The 13,852-nt window shown below is 65.7% G+C and carries 13 protein-coding genes; 6 read left to right on the top strand and 7 right to left on the bottom strand.

Annotated elements, in window-relative coordinates; genetic code table 11:
- Window position 1: 1 nt before the first annotated feature.
- The 3 genes from rsmB to def all read right to left on the bottom strand — a co-directional run bounded on the left by rsmB (window position 2) and on the right by def (window position 2,975).
- Window positions 2-1,315 carry a 16S rRNA (cytosine(967)-C(5))-methyltransferase RsmB gene (gene rsmB, locus BMW49_RS15785; RefSeq protein WP_069521669.1) on the bottom strand — a complete coding sequence of 438 codons (1,314 nt, stop codon included), beginning with the start codon at window positions 1,313-1,315 and terminating at the stop codon, window positions 2-4.
- Window positions 1,312-2,256: a methionyl-tRNA formyltransferase gene (gene fmt, locus BMW49_RS15780; protein WP_069521667.1), complete on the bottom strand. Its 945-nt coding sequence runs from the start codon at window positions 2,254-2,256 to the stop codon at window positions 1,312-1,314. Before fmt ends, rsmB begins: the two co-directional genes overlap by 4 nt.
- 212 nt (window positions 2,257-2,468) lie before the next feature.
- The gene (gene def / locus BMW49_RS15775) at window positions 2,469-2,975 is read right to left on the bottom strand and encodes a peptide deformylase (RefSeq protein WP_069521664.1); all 507 of its coding nucleotides are present in this window, start codon (window positions 2,973-2,975) and stop codon (window positions 2,469-2,471) included.
- Between the two features lie 152 nt (window positions 2,976-3,127).
- On the opposite strand from def, the gene BMW49_RS15770 reads away from it, so the two are divergent.
- The 3 genes from BMW49_RS15770 (at window position 3,128) to tsaC (ending at window position 5,961) form a co-directional block, all read left to right on the top strand.
- Window positions 3,128-4,153, top strand: a complete 1,026-nt coding sequence (locus BMW49_RS15770; RefSeq protein WP_069521662.1) for a LysM peptidoglycan-binding domain-containing protein — start codon at window positions 3,128-3,130, stop codon at window positions 4,151-4,153.
- A 68-nt stretch (window positions 4,154-4,221) separates the two neighbouring features.
- On the top strand, window positions 4,222-5,340 hold the full coding sequence (dprA, locus tag BMW49_RS15765; protein ID WP_069521660.1) for a DNA-processing protein DprA: 1,119 nt from the start codon (window positions 4,222-4,224) through the stop codon (window positions 5,338-5,340).
- A 63-nt stretch (window positions 5,341-5,403) separates the two neighbouring features.
- Window positions 5,404-5,961: an L-threonylcarbamoyladenylate synthase type 1 TsaC gene (gene tsaC / locus BMW49_RS15760; protein WP_069521658.1), complete on the top strand. Its 558-nt coding sequence runs from the start codon at window positions 5,404-5,406 to the stop codon at window positions 5,959-5,961.
- Window positions 5,962-6,057: 96 nt separating this feature from the next.
- On the opposite strand, the gene BMW49_RS15755 is transcribed toward tsaC, so the two are convergent.
- The gene (locus BMW49_RS15755; RefSeq protein WP_069521656.1) at window positions 6,058-7,035 is read right to left on the bottom strand and encodes an NADPH:quinone reductase; all 978 of its coding nucleotides are present in this window, start codon (window positions 7,033-7,035) and stop codon (window positions 6,058-6,060) included.
- A gap of 153 nt (window positions 7,036-7,188) precedes the next feature.
- On the opposite strand from BMW49_RS15755, the gene hemF reads away from it, so the two are divergent.
- The 3 genes from hemF to BMW49_RS15740 all read left to right on the top strand — a co-directional run bounded on the left by hemF (window position 7,189) and on the right by BMW49_RS15740 (window position 9,461).
- Entirely contained in the window at window positions 7,189-8,097 is a 909-nt protein-coding gene (gene hemF / locus BMW49_RS15750; RefSeq protein ID WP_069521682.1) for an oxygen-dependent coproporphyrinogen oxidase, read from the top strand.
- A gap of 151 nt (window positions 8,098-8,248) precedes the next feature.
- Window positions 8,249-9,073, top strand: a complete 825-nt coding sequence (gene aroE / locus BMW49_RS15745; RefSeq protein ID WP_069521654.1) for a shikimate dehydrogenase — start codon at window positions 8,249-8,251, stop codon at window positions 9,071-9,073.
- 40 nt (window positions 9,074-9,113) lie between these two features.
- Entirely contained in the window at window positions 9,114-9,461 is a 348-nt protein-coding gene (locus BMW49_RS15740; RefSeq protein ID WP_069521653.1) for a DOPA 4,5-dioxygenase family protein, read from the top strand.
- A 105-nt stretch (window positions 9,462-9,566) separates the two neighbouring features.
- Here BMW49_RS15740 and BMW49_RS15735 read toward each other — a convergent pair whose 3' ends face one another.
- From BMW49_RS15735 to betC, 3 genes are all read right to left on the bottom strand, one after another.
- Window positions 9,567-11,135, bottom strand: coding sequence for a SulP family inorganic anion transporter (locus tag BMW49_RS15735; protein ID WP_069521652.1), 1,569 nt, complete (start codon window positions 11,133-11,135; stop codon window positions 9,567-9,569).
- Window positions 11,136-11,211: 76 nt separating this feature from the next.
- On the bottom strand, window positions 11,212-12,141 hold the full coding sequence (choX, locus tag BMW49_RS15730; RefSeq protein WP_083251830.1) for a choline ABC transporter substrate-binding protein: 930 nt from the start codon (window positions 12,139-12,141) through the stop codon (window positions 11,212-11,214).
- A 100-nt stretch (window positions 12,142-12,241) separates the two neighbouring features.
- The gene (gene betC / locus BMW49_RS15725) at window positions 12,242-13,750 is read right to left on the bottom strand and encodes a choline-sulfatase (protein ID WP_069521650.1); all 1,509 of its coding nucleotides are present in this window, start codon (window positions 13,748-13,750) and stop codon (window positions 12,242-12,244) included.
- Window positions 13,751-13,852: the final 102 nt, after the last annotated feature.

The following is a 13,852-nucleotide window of genomic DNA, read 5'->3' as shown; positions in this document are numbered from 1 at the left end:
CTCAGCCGCGCGGTGCGGCAGCGATTTTCATCAGCTTGGCATAGTAAAAGCCATCGTGGCCGCCTTCCTGCGCCAGTAATTGCCGGCCGTGGAGCTGAGCCAGGCCGAATGGCCCGTCGATCACCTGCTCGTGAGCATCGGCGGTGCGCGCGAGAAATGCGGCGATGACCTCGGTGTTCTCGGTGGGCAGGGTCGAGCAGGTGGCGTAGAGCAGCACACCGCCGTCGGCCAGGGTCGGCCAGAGCGCATCGAGCAGCTCGCCTTGCAGCTGCGCCAGGGCGTCGATGTCCGCGGCGGTGCGGGTCAGTTTGATATCCGGGTGGCGGCGGATCACCCCGGTAGCCGAGCAGGGCGCATCGAGGAGAATCCGCTGGAACGGCTGGCCGTCCCACCAGGCGGCGGTGTCGCGGCCATCGGCGGCGATCAGCTGGGCGCTGAGCCCCAGGCGGGCGAGGTTCTCGCGCACCCGCACCAGGCGTTTGGCTTCCAGGTCGACGCCCACCACCTCGGCCAGCGCCGGCTCGGCTTCGAGCAGGTGACAGGTCTTGCCGCCGGGTGCGCAGCAAGCGTCGAGCACGCGCTGGCCGGGGGCCAGGTCGAGCAGGTCGGCGGTCAGTTGCGCCGCTTCGTCCTGCACGCTGACCTGGCCGGCGGCGAAGCCGGGCAGCTGGGTCACGTCGCAGGCCTGGGCCAGGACGATGCCGTCGCGGCTGAAGGCGCAGGCGCTGGCCTCGATGCCAGCATCGGCGAGCTGGGCCAGGTAGGCATCACGGCTGCCCTGGCGACGGTTGACCCGCAGAATCAGCGGCGGATGGGCGTTGTTGGCCGCACAGATGGCCTGCCAGTGCTCCGGCCAGTGGGCCTTGAGGGCTTTCTGCAGCCAGCGCGGGTGGGCGGTGTGCAGCACCGGGTCGCGATCCAGCTGGGCGATGATCGCCTCGCCTTCGCGCTGGGCATTGCGCAGCACGGCGTTGAGCAGGCCTTTGAGCGAGGGCTTCTTCAGCTTGTCGATGCAGGCCACGGTTTCACCGATGGCGGCATGGGCGGGAATGCGGGTGTAGAACAGCTGGTAGAGGCCCACGAGCAGCAGCGCTTCGACATCGCGGTCGGCGGCCTTGAAGGGTTTTTGTAGCAACTGTTCGGCAATCAGCGCCAGGCGCGGTTGCCAGCGCGCGGTGCCGAAGGCCAGGTCCTGGGCCAGGCCACGGTCCCGTGCTTCTACCCGATCCAGCAATGGCGGCAGGCTGCTGCCCAGGGAGGCCTTGCCGGCCAGGACGCTGGCCAGGGCGCGGGCGGCGGCGAGGCGCGGGTTCATGCGCCGAGCACCTGGCCGACGGCGAACAGCTCGCGGCGGCTGTTGTACAGGTCGGCGAAGTTCAGCGCTTTGCCGCCGGGCAGTTGCAGGCGGGTCAGGCACAGTGCGCCTTCGCCACAGGCCACGCTCAGGCCGTGCTTGTCGACGGCGAGAATGGTCCCCGGCGCGCCCTGCCCCTCGGTTTTATGGGCGGCGTGCACCTTGATGGCTTCGCCATTCAAGGTGCTGTGGCAGATCGGCCAGGGGTGGAAGGCCCGCACCAGGCGCTCCAGCTCTGCGGCTGGGCGGCTGAAGTCGAGGCGCGCTTCGTCCTTGTTGAGCTTGTGCGCGTAGGTGGCCAGGGCATCGTCCTGCACCTCGGCGACCAGGCTGCCGGCAGCCAGCCCGGCAATCGCCTGCACCACGGCCTGGGGGCCGAGGCTGGCGAGGCGGTCATGCAGGCTGCCGCCGGTGTCGCTGGCGCTGATCGGCGTACTGACCTTGAGCAGCATCGGGCCGGTGTCGAGGCCGGCTTCCATCTGCATCACGGTCACGCCGCTTTCAGCGTCGCCGGCTTCTACCGCGCGCTGGATCGGCGCCGCGCCACGCCAGCGTGGCAGCAGCGAGGCATGGCTGTTGATGCAGCCCAGGCGTGGGATGTCGAGCACCACTTGCGGCAGGATCAGGCCGTAGGCCACCACCACCATTAAATCGGGTTTGAGTGCGGCCAGCTCGGCCTGGGCGGCCGGGTCGCGCAGGGTTTGCGGCTGGTACACGGGAATATCGTGCTGCACGGCGAGTTGCTTGACCGGGCTGGGCGTGAGCTTTTGTCCGCGCCCGGCTGGGCGATCCGGCTGGCTGTACACCGCGACGATCTGGTGCGGCGTGTCGAGCAGGGCCTTGAGGTGTTCGGCGGCGAATTCCGGGGTGCCGGCAAAGACGATACGCAGTGCTTCAGTCATGGGGGCTCGCTAAAGATAAAGGCTTGCCTTCCAGGCTACGTGAGAACTGCTGCGCTCGGTTATGCGGCGTCAAAAACAGGCTGGATTGCCAGCTCAGTCGGAATGCTCATGTACAGCTCGTACACTCCGCTTCCTCGCCTGTTTTTTCCTTGCTTAACCTTCGCTCGCGACGTTCTCACGCAGCCTGGGTGCAAGCCTTTGAAGGGTGTGGCTCAAGCCTGCTGGCGGTGCTGTTTTTCCAGCTTCTTCTTGATGCGGTCGCGTTTGAGGTTGGACAGGTAGTCGACGAACAGCTTGCCGTTGAGGTGATCGCATTCGTGCTGAATGCACACGGCCAGCAGGCCTTCGGCGATCAGCTCATAGGGCTGGCCGTCACGGTCCAGGGCCTTGATCTTGACCTTTTGCGGGCGGTCGACGTTTTCAAAGAAACCGGGCACCGACAGACAGCCTTCCTGGTACTGGTCCATTTCCTCGGTCAGCGGCTCGAACTCGGGGTTGATGAACACCCGCGGGTCGGACTTGTCCTCGGACAGGTCCATGACCACCACGCGCTTGTGCACATTGACCTGGGTCGCGGCCAGCCCGATGCCTGGCGCGTCGTACATGGTTTCGAACATGTCGTCGATCAACTGACGCAGGGCGTCGTCGACCACGTCCACCGGCTTGGCGATGGTGCGCAGGCGCGGATCGGGAAATTCGAGGATGTTTAGAATCGCCATAAGGGTTTGTGATGCACTTGTGGAATAAAGTCAAAATCCGCTGCTAAGATGATGAGCAGCATTGAAAAACGGCCTCAGGCCGCATAACAACTGGGTTTCACCGCGGCGCTAGGGCGCTTCACACGAAGGCACATAATAAAGGGATTCACCGCATGAGGAAATCACTACTCGCCCTGCTGCTGCTCGCCGCAGGCGGTTTGGCCCAGGCCGATGTGCAGCTCAGGGACGGTCATCCGGACCGCTACACGGTGGTCAAAGGCGACACACTCTGGGACATCTCTGGCAAGTTCCTTAGCCAGCCGTGGAAGTGGCCGGAAATCTGGCACGCCAACCCGCAGGTGGAAAACCCCCACCTGATCTACCCCGGCGACCAACTCAGCCTGGTGTACATCGACGGTCAGCCGCGCCTGATGCTCAACCGTGGTGAGTCGCGCGGCACCATCAAGCTGTCGCCGCAGGTGCGCAGCACGCCGATGGCCGAGGCGATTCCGACTATTCCCCTGGAGGCGATCAACAGCTTCCTGCTGAGAAACCGCATCGTCGACACCCCGGAAGCCTTCGAAGGCCAGCCCTACGTGGTTGCCGGCAATGCCGAACGTGTGGTCAGCGGGGCCGGTGATCGGGTCTACGCCCGGGGTCAGTTCGACGAAACGGCGCCGGTCTATGGCATCTTCCGCCAGGGTAAGACCTACATCGACCCGGAGACCGAGGAATTCCTCGGCATCAACGCCGACGATATCGGTACCGGTGAGATCGTCGCCGAGGAAGGCGATGTTGGCACTCTGATGCTGTCGCGCTCCACCCAGGAAGTACGCCTGGGTGATCGGCTGTTCCCCACCGAAGAGCGTGCCGTCAATTCCACCTTTATGCCCAGCGAACCTAAGGACGAGATTCGCGGCCTGATCCTCGACGTACCGCGCGGTGTCAACCAGATCGGTCAGTTCGATGTGGTCACGCTCAACCGTGGTGCCCGCGATGGTCTGGTCGAAGGTAACGTGCTGGCGGTGTACAAGACTGGCGAAACGGTACGCGACCGCGTCACCGGTGAGTCGGTGAAGATCCCCGACGAGCGCGCCGGCCTGTTGATGGTGTTCCGCACCTACGACAAGCTCAGCTACGGGCTGATCCTGCAAGCCAGCCGCCAGCTGGCGGTGATGGACAAGGTCCGCAACCCGTAATACCGACTAGCCCCGCCTGCGCGGGGCTCGTGCTTTCTGCCGCCGTGTCGCGGCGCGACTGATCAAGGATGATCCCTATGTCGCCACTCTCTTGCGGGGTTTCTCCCGCCGAACTCGATGCCCGTATTCGCCTGCACCTGCTCCCGGAGCTAGGTCCGCGGCGTTTCCACACTCTGCTCAGCGCCTTCGACAGTGCCAGTGCCGCGCTCAGTGCACCGGCCAGTGCCTGGCGTGCCCTGCGTTTGCCAGCGGCCTGTGCCGATGCACGGCGCGACGCGAGTATTCGTGAGCGGGCCCAGGCCACTTTGGCCTGGCTCGACGCGCCGCAGCACCACCTGCTGATGTGGGATGCGCCCACCTACCCGGGTTTGCTGGCCGAGCTGTCCGATGCCCCGCCACTGTTATTTGTGGCGGGTGATCCAGGGTTGCTCGAACGGCCGCAGCTGGCCGTGGTCGGTAGCCGCAATGCCTCGCGGCCGGGTTTGGATACTGCCCAGCGCTTCGCCCGCAGCCTGGCCGGTGGCGGTTTCGTCATCACCAGTGGCCTGGCACTGGGTATCGATGGCGCCGCGCACCAGGGCGCGCTGGATGCCGAGGGGCATACGGTGGCGGTGCTCGGCACGGGCTTGTGTCACCTGTACCCGGCGCGGCACAAGGGGCTGGCGGCGGATATCGTGGCCCGCGGCGGCGCCCTGGTTTCGGAACTGCCGCTCGACGCCCCGCCCCATGCGAGCAATTTCCCGCGGCGCAACCGCATCATCAGCGGCCTGTCCCTTGGTGTGCTGGTGGTCGAGGCCAGCCCCTCCAGCGGCTCGTTGATCACTGCGCGGCTGGCGGCTGAGCAGGGCCGCGAGGTCTACGCGATTCCCGGATCCATCCACCATCCAGGCGCCCGGGGTTGCCACCAGTTGATCCGCGAAGGCGCGACCCTGGTGGAAAGCATCGAGCACATTCTGGAAGCCCTGCGCGGCTGGCACACCCCGACCGTGGCAGCGCCAGTCGCCGAGGTCGCAGCGCCGACCAATGATCATCCACTACTGGCCCTGCTGCATGCCGCGCCCCACAGCAGTGAAGCGTTGGTCGCCGCCACCGGCTGGAGCTTGTCGGCGGTACTCGGCGCCCTGACCGAGTTGGAACTCGACGGCCGAGTGGCGCGCGAGGGCGTGCTCTGGGTGGGGCGCGGTTGACGCTTCTTCGCGGCTGCCTCTGCCTTGGATACACTGCCCGCATGACGTCAGGGGAGTTTAGTAATGGTCAACACGTGGCAAGTGCAACAGGCAGCGAGAACGGTCAGTCAGGGCGGGGTGATCGCCTATCCGACCGAGGCGGTCTGGGGGCTGGGCTGTGATCCCTGGGATGTGTTGGCAGTCGAGCGGCTGCTGACGCTCAAGGACCGGCCGGTGCACAAGGGCCTGATTCTGGTGGCCGGCGCTATGGAGCAGTTCGACTTTCTGCTCGATGATCTACCGGACATCTGGCAGCAGCGCCTGGCCAGCACCTGGCCGGGGCCTATCACCTGGCTGGTGCCGCACCAGGGCCGACTGCCGCAGTGGATCAGCGGCCAGCACGACAGCGTTGCCCTGCGGGTCAGTAATCATCCACTGATTTGCGCCCTCACCGCGCTGACCGGGCCATTGGTGTCCACCTCGGCCAACCCGGCCGGTCGGCCTTCGGCACGCAGTCGTCTGCGCGTGCAGCAGTATTTCGGCGACAGCCTGGACGGCGTGCTGGGTGGCGCCCTGGGCGGGCGCCGTAACCCCAGCCTGATCCGTGATCTGCGCACCGGCGATGTGGTGCGGCCGTCCTGAGTGGCCGCGCGACTTTATCAATGCGTCCGTGTGTAGGGTGCGCCGTGCGCACCTAGAGTCTGTATCTGACCCCGGTGCGCACGGCGCACCCTAGGGTTACGGCAGCAGGATGGTCGAACCGGTGGTTTGCCGGGCGCTGAGGGCGATCTGCGCCGCCGCGGCATCCTGCAAGGCATAGCGGTTGCTGATCTCCACCTGCAACGCGCCGCTGGCGATCATGCCAAACAACTCGTCTGCCATCGCCTGCAGGCGAGTCGACGTGTTGGCGTAACCGGCCAGGGTTGGGCGAGTGACATACAGCGAGCCCTTTTGCGCGAGGATGCCCAGGTTGACCCCGCTGACCGCGCCCGAGGCGTTGCCGAAGCTGACCAGCAGCCCGCGCGGGGCGACGCAGTCCAGCGAGGTTTCCCAGGTGTCCTTGCCGACCCCGTCGTAGACCACCGGGCACTTGGCGCCGTCGGTCAGTTCCAGCACGCGCTGGGCGACGTTCTCGTGGCTGTAGTCGATGGTCGCCCAGGCGCCCTGAGCCATCGCGCGCGCAGCTTTTTCCGCCGAGCTGACCGTGCCGATCAGTTTGACGCCCAAAGCCTTGGCCCATTGGCAGGCAAAGGAGCCTACGCCACCGGCGGCCGCGTGGAACAGAATGGTCTCGCCGCCCTTGATCTCATAGGTTTGGCGCAGCAGGTACTGCACGGTCAAGCCCTTGAGCATCACCGCTGCAGCCTGCTCGAAGCTGATCGTCTGCGGTAGGTGCACCAGCTTGTCGGCGGGCAGCACATGCAGCTCGCTGTAGGCGCCCAGAGGGCCGGTGGCATAAGCCACGCGGTCGCCCACGGCAAAGCCTTCGACCGCGCTGCCGACGGCTTCAACCACGCCGGCGCCTTCGGTGCCCAGGCTCGAGGGTAGCGCAGGCGGGGTGTACAGCCCGCTGCGGAAATAGGTGTCGATAAAGTTCAGGCCGATGGCCTTGTTCTGCACCCGAACCTCATGGGGGCCGGGAGCGGCGGGCTGATAGTCGCCGTATTCGAGGACTTCGGGGCCGCCGTGGCGGTTGAACTGGATACGCTTGGCCATGTCGGACTCCTGACGCGAGAGAGGGGCCTATCCAACCCTCTCCATTGACGGGCGTCAACTGCGGCCGCGTGGTGGCAAATGTTATGCTTGCCGCCGATTTCGCCGCTCAGCCCTTTGCTGCTGGGCAGCCTTACCCGCTTTCAAGGTGCCGCCGTGAGTGATCGTACTGAGGCCGTCAAGGCCTACCTGCTCGACCTGCAAGACCGTATCTGCGCCGCCCTGCAAGCTGAAGACGGCGCCGCGCAGTTCTACCAAGACGCCTGGGAGCGTCCGGCCGGCGGCGGTGGGCGCACGCGGGTGATCGAGAACGGCGCACTGATCGAAAAGGGTGGCGTCAACTTCTCCCACGTCTTTGGTGCCGGCCTGCCGCCCTCGGCCAGCGCCCATCGACCGGAGCTGGCCGGGCGCGGTTTTGAAGCCCTCGGCGTGTCGTTGGTGATCCACCCGCACAACCCCCATGTGCCGACCTCCCACGCCAACGTGCGCTTCTTCAGCGCCGAGAAGGAAGGTGAGGAGCCGGTCTGGTGGTTTGGCGGCGGCTTCGACCTGACGCCCTATTACGCCCATGAGGAAGACTGTGTGCATTGGCACCGTGTGGCGCGCGACGCTTGCGCGCCCTTCGGCGCCGATGTCTACCCGCGTTACAAAGAGTGGTGCGACCGCTACTTCCACCTCAAGCACCGCGGCGAGCCGCGCGGGGTCGGCGGGCTGTTCTTCGATGACCTCAACCAGTGGGATTTCGACACCAGCTTCGCCTTTATGCGCGCCATCGGCGATGCCTACATCGACGCCTACCTGCCGATCGTGCAGCGGCGCAAGGCCATGGCCTACACCGAGCAGCAGCGCGAATTTCAGGAGTTCCGCCGCGGTCGCTATGTCGAGTTCAATTTGGTCTACGACCGCGGCACCCTGTTCGGCCTGCAGTCGGGCGGGCGTACCGAATCGATCCTGATGTCGCTGCCGCCGAGCGTGCGCTGGGGCTACGACTGGAAGGCCGAGCCGGGCAGTGAGGAAGCGCGCCTGACCGAGTATTTTTTGACCGATCGTGATTGGCTCGCGTAGCAGCGCAGCTAATTCGTGTAGGAGCCGCGCCCCGCGGCGAATGGCGGTCGCGCTGCAGATTGTGTGCATGGCTGCAATCGCTTTCGCCCCGAGTCGGGGCTCCTACAGGACGGCGTCAGTTTCGTAGATTTCTACCGTTACAGGACTTTCCATGGACCGCTATTGCGTCTTCGGCAACCCCATCGGCCACAGCAAGTCGCCGCTGATCCACCGCCTGTTCGCCGAGCAGACCGGCCAGACGCTCAGCTACGAGGCCCTGCTGGCGCCGCTGGAGGATTTCAGCGGGTGTGCCCGGGCTTTCTTTGCCGAGGGCCTGGGCGCCAACGTCACCGTGCCGTTCAAGGAAGAAGCCTTTCGCCTGGCCGACACCCTCAGTGAGCGCGGGCGTCGCGCCGGTGCGGTGAACACCCTCAAGCGTCTGGATGACGGCCGCCTGCTGGGCGATAACACCGACGGTGCCGGCCTGGTGCGTGATCTGACGGTCAACGCCGGGATTGAGCTGCGCGGCCTGCGCATCCTCCTGCTCGGTGCCGGCGGCGCGGCGCGCGGTGCACTGGCGCCGTTGCTGGCCGAACAGCCAGCCTGCGTGGTGATCGCCAACCGCACCGTGGCAAAGGCCGAGCAACTGGCCCATGAATTTGCCGACCTGGGCCCAGTGGTGGCCAGCGGCTTCGACTGGATCGACGCCCCGGTGGACCTGATCATCAACGCCACCTCGGCCAGCCTGGCCGGCGAACTGCCGCCGCTGGCGCCGAGCCTGATCGCGCCGGGGCAGACGCTGTGCTACGACATGATGTACGCCAATACGCCGACCGCGTTCAACCGCTGGGCCGCCGCGCACGGCGCCGCGCGCACCCTAGACGGCCTGGGCATGCTGGTGGAGCAGGCGGCCGAGGCCTTTTACCTGTGGCGCGGTGTGCGCCCCGACAGCGCGCCAGTGCTAACCGAACTGCGCCGGCAGCTGGCGGCTGGCTAGGTGTGGCCGGCCAGGTGTGGCCTGAGTAGGGGAGGACGTGATGCTTGACGAGCTGCCACGTATTCGTGGGTACCACGCCCACGTCTACTTCGACGCCACTACCCTGCCCCAGGCGCGCGCTCTGTGTGAGGCGGCGGCGCAGCGCTTCGACCTGAGCATGGGCCGTATGCACGAAAAACCTGTGGGACCGCACCCGGACTGGAGTTGCCAGTTGGCCTTCCGCCCAGCGCTGTTCGGTGAGCTGGTGCCTTGGCTGGCGCTGCAACGCGGCGGCCTGGTGGTGCTGATCCACCCGATTACCGACAACGAACTGCTCGATCACCGCGACCGTGCCCTGTGGCTCGGCGCGGTGCGGCCGTTAAAGCTTGAGGCCCTAATCGGCGGCTAGTCGTTTCTGTGGCTTCTGTAGGAGGGGCTTTAGCCGCGACGGGCGTTGAACGCGCAGCGTGCCTTACCGCCTGGCATTGAACTGGCATTTCCTGATTGACGCGCCCTACTCCTCAAACCGCACCGGGCACTGCTCGGCGCCTTCGAGCTTGTGCAGCTCCTCGATCACCTGGGGGCGTGCGCGGCGCAGCACCAGCTCACGCTGCTGCCCGGCGAGGCGACGCGCCTCCTGGTGCAGCATCTCCACACCGGCGTAATCGATGAAGTTGACGTGGTGCGCGTCGATGATCACCCGCTTGCCCTTGCTGCGCTGGATCAACTGCTGCAGATAGGCGCAGGCACCGAAGAAGATCGAGCCCTCGATGCGCAGCACCTCCTCGTCGCCGTCCTGCCAGAACTTTACCCGTGGCTGCGAGGTGCGCTTGAGGTAGAAGAACAACGAGGCCAGCACGCCCGCATAAATCGCCGCCTGCAGCTCCAGTAGCAAGGTGGCCAGTAGGGTCAGCAGCATCACCAGAAACTCTGAACGGCTGACCCGGTAGAGCGCGCGCACGCCGTCGCTGTCGACCAGCCCCCAGCAGATCAGCAGGATCACCGCCGCCATGCTCGGCAGCGGGATATGGGATATCAGGCTGGCGCCGAACAAGGCGAATACGGCGACCATCAGTGCGGAAAACACCCCAGCCAAGGGCGAGCGCGCCCCGGCTTGCAGGTTCAGCGCCGAGCGGGTGAAGGAGCCGGCCGACAACGAGCCGGCGAACCAGGGGCCGATCAGGTTGGACAGACCCTGGGCGCGCACCTCCTGGTTGGCGTCGAGAAACTGCTGCGAGGTGCGCGCCAGGGCCCGGGCAATCGACAGGCTGGTGACCAGACCGAGCATGCCGCAGGCGACGGCCGCCGGCAGCAGCGCGAGGATATCGCTCAAATCGAAGCTCAGCAGGGTGAACGGCGGTAGCTGGCCGGTGAAAGCGCTGACCAGTGCCACGGTGCTGAATACACCGGGCAGCGCGAGCACCGCCAGGCTGCCGGCCGTCAGGCCCACTAGCAGCGCTGGGCCACGGCGCCACAGGCGGCGGCTGAGCAGGCAGACGGCCAGGGTCAAGGCGGCCAGGCCCAGGGCAGCGAGGTCGATATCGCCCAGGTGGCGGCCGATCTCCAGCAGCGTGGTCAAGGCGGTGGCTTGGCTTTGCAGGTCGATGCCGAGCAGATTCGGCACCTGGCCGAGGGCGATCACCACCGCCGCGCCCAGGGTGAAACCGAGGATCACCGACTGCGAAACGAAGTTGACCAGGGCGCCGAAGCGCAGCAGGCCGAGCAGCCACTGGAACAGCCCGGCGAGAAAGGTCAGCAGCAGCACCAGGGCGATAAAGGCCTCGCTGCCAGGCGCAGCCAGGGGGCTGACGCTGGTGAACAGAACGATGGAGATAGCCGCTGTCGGCCCACCGATCAGGTGCCAGGACGAGCCCCACAGGCAGGCGATGATCACCGGCACGATGGCCGCATACAGGCCGTATTCGGCGGGCAAGCCGGCGATCAGGGCGTAGGCGATCGACTGCGGCAGCGCCAATACGGCCCCCGTCAGGCCGACCAGCAGGTCCTTGCCCAGGCTGCCGCGGCTGACGTTGGGCAGCCAGCGCAGGAAGGGTAAGAGGGTCTGACGGCTGGGCAGAGGCATGCAATCTCGCTTGGTTCAGGTGGCCGCTGCCCGCGCCTTCACCAGCGCAGCGGGTAGCATGGACAGTGCCCCGAGGTTACAGCCTTGCCTTGATCGCGGCCAGGCCGTCGCCGCCATCGCGGGTTTTCACGCCCTTGAGCCAGCCGTCGAGCACCTGCGGGTTAGCCTGCAGCCAGGCCTTGATCGCCTGGTCGTTGCTCGCCTGCTTGCTCAGCACCTGGTCCATGATGGCGTTCTCCATCTCCTGGGTGAAGGTCAGGTTGGTGAGCAGCGTGCCGACGTTCGGGCATTGCGCGGCATAGCCTTTGCGGGCCAGGGTGTTGACGCTGCCGCTGTCGCCAAAGTACTTCTCGCCGCCCTTGAGGTAGCGCATGTCGTACTGCACGTTCATCGGGTGCGGGGTCCAGCCGAGGAATACCACGTACTGATCACGCTTCACCGCGCGGCCGACCTGCACCAGCATCGCCTGCTCGCTGGATTCGACCAGTTGCCAATCACCCAGGCCGAATTCATCGCCGTCGATCATGGTCTTGATCGACTCGTTGGCCGGGGCCCCCGAGCCGATGCCGTAGATCTTTTTGCCGAACTTGTCGGCATTGGCATCCAGGTCAGCAAAGGTTTTCACCCCGGCGTCATAGGCGTAGGCCGGTACGGCCAGGGTGTACTCGGTGCCGCTGAGGTTTTCTACCAGTTGGTCGATTTCACCGCTGGCGACGAACTTGTCGTAGTTGGCCTGCTGGGCCGGCATCCAGTTGCCGAGAAACACATCCACCTGGCCCTTTTGCAGGCCGGCGAAGATGATCGGCACGGCCAGGGTCGAGGTCTGCGCCTTGTAGCCGAGGCCGTCGAGCAGAAAGCTGGCGATGCCGTTGGTCACGGCGATATCGCTCCAGCCCGGGTCGCCGAGTTTTACCGTGGCGCAGCTGGCGTCTTCGGCGTGGGCCTGGAAGGCGGCTGTGGTGGCCAGGAGCAGGCCGCCTGCGACGGCCGTTTTGAATGTCTTCATGCCTAGTTCCTTTTAGAGTTTATTGGTCTGGCAGGCTATGCGACGCAGGTGAGCGCGCCAGGTTCCCGCGGTTTGCCGCCGGGTCACCGGGCGCGCGACGTCACGGTTGGGGAAAACGGGCGCGGCGCTCCAGGTCATCAAGGTCGATGTGGTTGCGCATGTACTGCTCGCTGGCATCGACCATCGGCTGGTGATCCCAGCTCTTGCGGGTGCCTTGGGTCAACGCCTCATCAACCAGCCGGCGGCGACGCTGGCTGGCCAGGGTGGCGCGGTGGATCGCCGGCATGTCCCAGCGGCTGCGGGCCTCCGTAAGGAAGGCGGCGAGCTGCTCGCGATGATCCGGCGACAGCGCCAGGTTCTCGCGCTCCTGCGGATCATTGGCGACGTTGAACAGCAGCAGCGGGTCTTCTTCGCTGTAGATAAATTTCCATTCGCCACGGCGAATCATCATCAGCGGACTGGTGGTGCCTTCGGCCATGTATTCGCCGAGCACTTCGTCATGCCCATCGCGGCCTTGCAGGTGCGCCAGTAGCGAGCGGCCATCCAGCGCCAGGCCCGGCTCGACCTGACCGCCGGCCAGCTCCACCAGGGTCGGCAGCAGGTCGATGGTAGACACCGATTGGCTGACCCGCTGCGCGGCGAATTGCTTGGGCGCATGCACCAGCAATGGCACGCGGGCGGCCATCTCGAACCAGTGCATTTTGTACCAGAGGCCACGCTCGCCCAGCATGTCGCCGTGGTCGCCGGAAAACACGATAAGGGTGTCGTCGGCCAGCTTGCAGTCCTTGAGGGTCTTCAGCAGTTTGCCGATGTTGTCGTCGATATAGCTACAGGCGCCGAAGTAGGCGCGGCGCGCATCGCGGATCTTCTGCTCGGGCAGCGGCTTGTCCCACAGGTCGATGACCTTGAGCAGGCGCTGAGAGTGGGGGTCCTGCGCGGCCTGGTCGATCAGCTGGCGCGGCAGCGGAATATCCTCATCGCGGTAGCGATTCCAGTATTCCTCGGGGATGGTGTAGGGGTCATGCGGGTGGGTCATCGACACGGTCAGGCAGAACGGCTGATCCGGCGTCACGCGCACATGGTCGTAGAGGTACTGCTGGGCCTTGAACACCACCTCTTCGTCAAAGTCGAGCTGGTTGGTGCGCACGCAGGGGCCGGCCTGCAGCACCGAGGACATGTTGTGGTACCAGCTGGCGCGCACGTCCGGTTCGTCCCAGTTCACCGCCCAGCCGTAGTCGGCCGGGTAGATGTCGCTGGTCAGGCGCTCTTCGTAGCCATGCAACTGGTCCGGGCCGCAGAAGTGCATCTTGCCCGACAGCGCGGTGCGGTAGCCGAGGCGGCGCAGGTAATGGGCGTAGGTCGGTACATCGGCGGGGAAGTCGGCGGCGTTGTCATAGGCGCCGATCTGGCTCGGCAGCTGGCCGCTGACCAGGCTGAACCGCGAGGGCGCACACAGCGGGCTGTTGCAGTAGGCGGCGTCGAATACCACGGCGTCTTTTGCCAGGCCCATCAGGTTGGGCATCTTGATCGGCGAGGCCGGGTCATGCAGGGGCAGGAGCGGCGCGGCCATCTGGTCGGCCATGATAAAAAGAATGTTCGGACGCTTCATGGGTCGCCTGTTTTCCATACTTAATAGTTATGCGACAGTGCTGCCTCGATCATCCTGTGCATGCTGGGTGTGGTAAACCCCGGTGCGCGACATGCCTTGGAT

This window comes from Pseudomonas cuatrocienegasensis (genome assembly GCF_900110925.1).
Classification (GTDB): Bacteria; Pseudomonadota; Gammaproteobacteria; order Pseudomonadales; family Pseudomonadaceae; genus Aquipseudomonas; species Aquipseudomonas cuatrocienegasensis.
The sequence above is the reverse complement of the archived record's forward strand: the minus strand, read 5'-3'. Positions and strand labels throughout refer to the sequence as shown.